The 5,992-nt window shown below is 62.9% G+C and carries 4 protein-coding genes; 1 reads left to right on the forward strand and 3 read right to left on the reverse strand.

What is annotated here, in order from left to right:
- On the forward strand, positions 1–329 hold a 329-nt coding region (locus IBX54_RS11720), incomplete at its 5' end, for a DUF302 domain-containing protein (protein ID WP_296542836.1).
- A 10-nt stretch (positions 330–339) separates the two neighbouring features.
- On the opposite strand, the gene IBX54_RS11725 is transcribed toward IBX54_RS11720, so the two are convergent.
- The 3 genes from IBX54_RS11725 to IBX54_RS11735 form a co-directional block, all read right to left on the reverse strand.
- Complete coding sequence (locus IBX54_RS11725) at positions 340–1,563, reverse strand: PAS domain-containing sensor histidine kinase (protein WP_296542837.1); 1,224 nt, start codon at positions 1,561–1,563, stop codon at positions 340–342.
- A gap of 35 nt (positions 1,564–1,598) precedes the next feature.
- Complete coding sequence (locus IBX54_RS11730) at positions 1,599–4,589, reverse strand: chemotaxis protein CheB (protein ID WP_296542838.1); 2,991 nt, start codon at positions 4,587–4,589, stop codon at positions 1,599–1,601.
- 14 nt (positions 4,590–4,603) lie between these two features.
- On the reverse strand, positions 4,604–5,992 hold a 1,389-nt coding region (locus IBX54_RS11735), incomplete at its 5' end, for an ATP-binding protein (RefSeq protein ID WP_296542839.1).

Raw genomic sequence — 5,992 nt, forward strand, 5'->3', positions numbered from 1 at the left:
AGGCCGCCGTGCTGCGCCATCAATTTGGCGTGCTGCATGTGCATGACCTGGGCGCCACGCTGCGCAGCAAAGGCATCGACTTTGCCGAAGAATGCAAGGTGTTCGAGGTCTGCAATCCAGCGCAGGCGGCCAAAGTGATGGCCATCGATATGCGACTGAACATGGCCTTGCCGTGTCGTATCTCGGTGTACACAGAAAAAGGCAGCACCCGCATCGGCCTGATCCGGCCCGTGCCCATGCTGGCGGCCTTGTCGCAAGATGCCTCGCTGCTGCAAGTGGCCGAAGATGTCGAGAAAAAACTATTGGCAATGGTTGAAGAGGCCCAATAAGCCTGGCCGCTTAGGTCTCTGCGGGCTTGAGTTCAAACCAGAACTCGCTGCCCTCGCCTTCGGTGCTGTCCACACCCATCTCGCCGCCCATGGACCTGACCAGCCGCTGGCTCACCACCAGGCCGATGCCCGTGCCCCCGCTGGTGCCAAGCTCCTGACCCAGCCGGTTGAACGGCTCGAACAAGTGGGCCAGCTGCTGCTTTGACAAGCCCACGCCCGAATCGCGCACACTGATACGCACCTTGCTGGCCTGCGGGGCACTACAAGACACCCTCACCAAACCGCCCTCCTTGTTGTACTTGATGGCGTTGGACAGCAGGTTGATGAGCACCTGCTTGAGCCGGGTGGGGTCGGCCTGGACCTTGCAAGCGCAAGGCGGCTCGGAAAAATTGAGATGCACCTGCCGGGCTGCCGCCAGGGGTTCAACCAGCGCCTGGCAGTCTTTCAGCGCGGTGCCCAAAGCCACTGCCTCCATCATCAGGGTGGTATGGCCCGACTCAACCGAGGCCAGGTCAAGAATGTCATTGATCAGCGCCAGCAAATACCAGCCGCTCTTGATGATCTGATCCAGGCTGGCCAGCTGGCTTGGTGTCGGCGGCGGCGAACCCACCTCCAGGAGTTGTGCAAAACCCAGGATGGCATTGAGCGGCGAGCGCAGTTCGTGGCTCATGCTCGACAGGAATTCTGATTTGGCCAGATTGGCCCGGTCGGCCTGCAGCCGGGCCTGTTCCAGGCTCTGGTTGGTCTCCTGCAACGCATCAACAAGATGCTTGCGCTCCGAGATGTCGCTCATGATCAGGCGCAAATCAGTGTTTCGGGTGCCGGGCCGCACGGCGCTCACAACGATATTGACCCACAGCGCGACACCATCGCTTTTCAGCACCTGCAGTTCGCAGCTCTGGGTCTGCCCGGTTTCCAGCAGTTGCTGACGGCATTTGTAATAGCTGTCCTGATCTGATCTGACAATGAAGCGGCTCCATGGCCGTTTGACCAGTTCACTGCGGACCACCCCCAGCAACGTTGCCGCACTCAGGTTGGCCTGCATGATGAGCCCGTTGGCAGCCACCGTGAGGTAACCCACCGGCGCCATGTCATACAAATCGAAATAGCGCGCATGCGACAACTCAAGCGCCTCCTGCGCCCGGCGCAACTCCTCGTTTTGCTGTTGCAGTTCGATCTGATGCACCTGCAGGTCGTGCATCAGTTGGGTGATGGAGGCGGATGCTTTCGTCATGGCGGGCTTCGCGATTTGTTTGGTGAAACGGACTGCTAGGCCGCACTGGCGCGCTCGGTGGTGGCAATGGCATAGACCTTGCCCGCTTCGTCGAGCAGCGCGGTAGCGGTGAGGTCAACGTCAAGCACGCGGCCGTCCCGGGCCAGGCGCCGGGTGCGAAACGGGGCCAGCGTTTTGGCCTGGCTGAGTTGCTGCACCTGTTCCAGTGCGGTCGCTTGCAGCGCGGGGGGAATACGATCACGCACGTTCATGTGCAGGGCCTCGGCCTCGGTCCAGCCGTAAAGGTGTTCGGCGCCGGGGTTCCAGGCGATGGTGTGGCCGTCGAGAGTCTGCACCGTGATGGCGTCGCTGGCGTCGCGCACCACCACCGCCAGGCGCAACAGCGCATTGGCTTTTTGCAGTGCCTCGCGGCTGCGCTTGACTTCGGTGATCTCGACAAAGGTGATGACCGCGCCCTCGATCACGTTGTCGAGCGTGCGGTAGGGCAGGATGCGCAGCGTGTAGCACTTGCCGTCAGTGGTCTGCACCTCGGCCTCTTTCGGGGCCAGCGTGCGCAGCACCTGCTGCACGTCGGCCACCAGCGTGGTGTAGCCCACCAGGTTGTTCACGATGTGCGACACCGGGCGGCCCACGTCGCTCATGATCAGGTTGATGATGCTGCTGACCGCCGGCGTGAAACGCATGATGCGCAGGCTGTGGTCAACAAAAATGGTGGCAATGCCGGTGCCTGCCAGCAGGTTGTTCATGTCGTTGTTGGCGCGTGACAGGTCGGCCACCTTGGCCTGCAGCTCGGTGTTGACGGTGCTGAGCTCCTCGTTGATCGACTGCATTTCTTCCTTGGAAGTCTCCAGTTCCTCGTTGGTGCTTTGCAACTCTTCGTTGACCGACTGCATTTCCTCGTTGCTGGACTTGAGCTCTTCGTTGGTGGTTTCCAGCTCTTCGTTGGCGGCGCGCAGGTACTCTTCCTTGGCCTGCAGTTCTTCGTTGAGCTCGGCAATCTGGGCGCTTTCGGCCTTGTGGGCGGGCGCTTTGGGGACTGGCGCCAAAACGGCGGCGGCCTCGGTCGATGCTGCCTCGGGCGCATGGTCCAGCATCACCAGGTACAGCGGCGACTCCAGCGCGCCAGACGGGCCGCCCAGCACCGGGCAAACGCTCAGGTTCACCAGCGTGAAATGGCCGTTGGTCTTGACGCGCACACCCAGCGCCTGCGCCGTGCTGCGGCTGGTAGCCGCCTTGTGCAGGGTCACGGTGAGGTCGCGGCGCAGGCCTTCGCGCGCCATTTTCAGAATGTTGTAAATGCCGGCCACACCGGGCGCGGGCTCCAGGTACATGCCAGTGCGGCCGTGCAGGTAGAGAATGTCGCCATTGCCATTCACCAGCGCCGCCACCGTGGCAACGTGCTGCAGCAGGGTTTGCTCGGTCAGCTCGCGCAGCGCGAGTGCGGGCGGCGGCGCGGTTTTGTCAGCCGACTTGGCCAGGGTTTTTTCGACCAGCGGCGGCAAAAAACGACCCAGCGCGGCGCGTTGCGCGCCCTGGAAATCTTCCTTGCGCTGGTAGAGCTTGGCCTTGCGGTCGAGCACGGCAAACAGGTCGCCCTGTTCACCGGCGGTCTCAGAGGTGCCCAAGAACAAAAAACCACCGGCTTGCAACGCGTAGTGAAACAGCAAGATCAGCTTCTTTTGCAGCTCGGCGCCCAGATAGATCATCAGGTTGCGGCAACTGATGAGGTCGAGCCTGGAAAACGGCGGGTCCTTGATGATGTCGTGCTCGGAGAACACCAGCAGGTCGCGAATGCCCTTGTGCACGCGGTAGGCGCTGCCGTCGGGCATCAGCGTAAAAAACCGCGCCAGCCGCTCCGGCGTGACGTCATCGGCGATGCTGGCCGGGTAAACGCCGGCGCGCGCCACGGCAATGGCGCGGCTGTCGATGTCGGTGGCAAACACCTGCAGCTTGTAGCTGACCCGCAGCAACTCCAGCCGTTCCTGCAGCACGATGGCCATCGAATAGGCCTCCTCGCCGGTGGAGCAGCCGGTGCACCAGACGCGCACCGCGGCGCCCGCCGACTTGCCCTGAAACAGCTTGGGGACGACTTGCGCCTCGAGCGCCGCAAAGGCGTCGGGGTCACGGAAAAAACTGGTCACGCCGATCAGCAAGTCGTTGAACAACGCCTGCACTTCAGCCGGGGTTTGCTGCACATACTTGACGTAGGCATCAATGCCCTCGATCTGGTGCACCGCCATGCGCCGCTCGATGCGGCGGTAAATGGTGCTGGGCTTGTACTGGGAGAAGTCGTGCCCGGTCTGGGTGCGCAGCAGGACGAATATTTTCTTCAGGGCGTTTTCGCTGAGCGGCTCGGTGGCCTGGATGTGATGGGCCGGCCGGGAAAAGGCATGCGACGTGTAGGCCATGAGTTGCGCCGCCATTTCGGCCGGCGGCAGTTCAAAGTCCACCAGGCCGGTGGCCAGCGCGCTTTGCGGCATGCCGTCGAACTCGCTCGAGGCCGGCGTTTGCACCATCACCATGCCGCCCTCGGCCTTGATGGCGCGCACGCCCAGCGTGCCGTCGCTGCCGGTGCCCGAGAGCACGATGCCAATGGCGCGCTCATGCTGGTCCAGGGCCAGCGAGCGGAACAGGAAATCAATCGGCAGGCGGTGGCCGCGCGGCGCGGCGGGCTCGAGCAACTGCAGCGTGCCGTTAAGGAAAGCCATGTCGCGGTTGGGCGGGATGATGTAGGCGTGGTTGGCTTGCACCACCATGCCGTCGGTGACCTCGGACACCTTCATGCGGGTGCGCCGCTGGATCAGCTCGGTAAGCAGGCTTTTGTGATCAGGGTCGAGGTGCTGCACCAGCGCAAAGGCCATGCCGGGGTCGGCATCGGGCGGCATGCCTGAGAAAAAAGCCTCGATCGCGGCCAGGCCACCGGCCGAGGCGCCAATGCCGACGATCGGAAAAGTCGGCGGCGAGGCCGGTGCCAGGGTCTGGGCAGCGTCTGGCTTCTTGGCTTTGACTTTTGGGCGTGAGGCCATGAAATGCTCCAGTGTCAGACCCGGCGGCCTGTTAAATCAACAGCTGCCAGTGTAGTACCGACTTCTCCCCGTCTGAGCCCTGATGACACATCGGTGTCAGTAAGTGCCAGCCCTTCATCGAGCGCAGCCATGAACTCCTGCACCCGGATGGGCTTGGTGAGGTAGCGGAAAAATCCGGCGGCCAGGCCTTTGTCAACGTCGCGCGGCATGGCATTGGCGCTCAAGGCCAGCACCGGAATATGCCGGGTGGTGGCATCCTGCTGCAAAATCGCCAGCGCCTGCATGCCGCTGATGCCGGGCAGATTGATGTCCATCAAAATCAGGTCGGGCTGGTGCGCCCGCGCCAGGGCAATGCCGCGCGTGGCATCCGGAGCGCCCAGCAAGCGCATGTCCGGGCGGCGCGCCACCAACTGAGCCACCAGCGCCATGTTGGCCTTGCTGTCTTCCACGTACAGCAGGGTGTGCAATGCGGTGCCCGTGGGCACATCGACTTGCGGCAACACGGACGGCAGCGCGTCATCTTGAACCATTTGGGGTGCCGAGGCAGCGTCAAGCTCGAACCAGAACACGCTGCCCACGCCGACCGTACTGGTAACACCAATTTCACCGCCCATCAGCCCCACCAACTGGCGGCTTACCACCAGGCCGATGCCGGTGCCTTCCTCGCTGCCCGCCTCCTGCCCGAGCCGGTTAAATGGCTGGAACAGCTGTGAAATTTTGCTGAGCGACAAGCCTTCGCCACTGTCACGCACGTTGATACGCAGGCGCCCGGCTGAATGCATTTTGTAGCTTACTTCGGCGCTGCCATTGCGCCGGTTGTATTTGATGGCATTGGAGAGCAAATTCACCAGCACCTGCTTGAGCCGGGTGCGGTCGGCGTTGACAAAGCAGTCGTCGTCAACCGGCGCAAACTTGATGCGAATGCCCTTTTGCCGGGCTTGCGGCGCAATCATGGCCTCGCAATCGCGCAGCACGTCGTGCAGCGAGGTGGGCTCCAGCGACAGCGACAGGCGGCCGGATTCGATCAGCGCCAGGTCCAGGATCTCGTTGATCAGCTTGAGCAAATACCAGCCGGCCGTGAGAATCTGCCCGATGCTGGCGGCCTGCGCCGGCGACGGTGGCGGCTCGCCCGACTCCAGCAACTGGGCAAAGCCCAGGATGGCGTTGAGCGGCGAGCGCAGTTCGTGGCTCATGCTCGACAGAAATTCCGACTTGGCCTGGTTGGCATGGTCGGCCAGCAAACGCGCGCGCTCGAGTTCGACATTCTTGTTTTGCAGCGCCACGTCGAGCCGCGCACGCTCGGCCTCGACCTGCTTGCGCGCTGTGTTGTCGGTGCCGATCAGCAGGTAGCCGATGATGCCACCCTGCTCGTTGCGCAGCGCGGTGACCGACACCACGGCGGG

The organism is Rhodoferax sp. (genome assembly GCF_014859475.1).
In the GTDB taxonomy this organism is placed as follows: domain Bacteria; phylum Pseudomonadota; class Gammaproteobacteria; order Burkholderiales; family Burkholderiaceae_C; genus Rhodoferax.

Coding starts and splice junctions, on each gene's coding strand:
- IBX54_RS11725 (WP_296542837.1), bottom strand. CDS start 1,563: ATGACGAAAGCATCCGCCTCCATCACCCAACTGATGCACGACCTGCAG.
- IBX54_RS11730 (WP_296542838.1), bottom strand. CDS start 4,589: ATGGCCTCACGCCCAAAAGTCAAAGCCAAGAAGCCAGACGCTGCCCAG.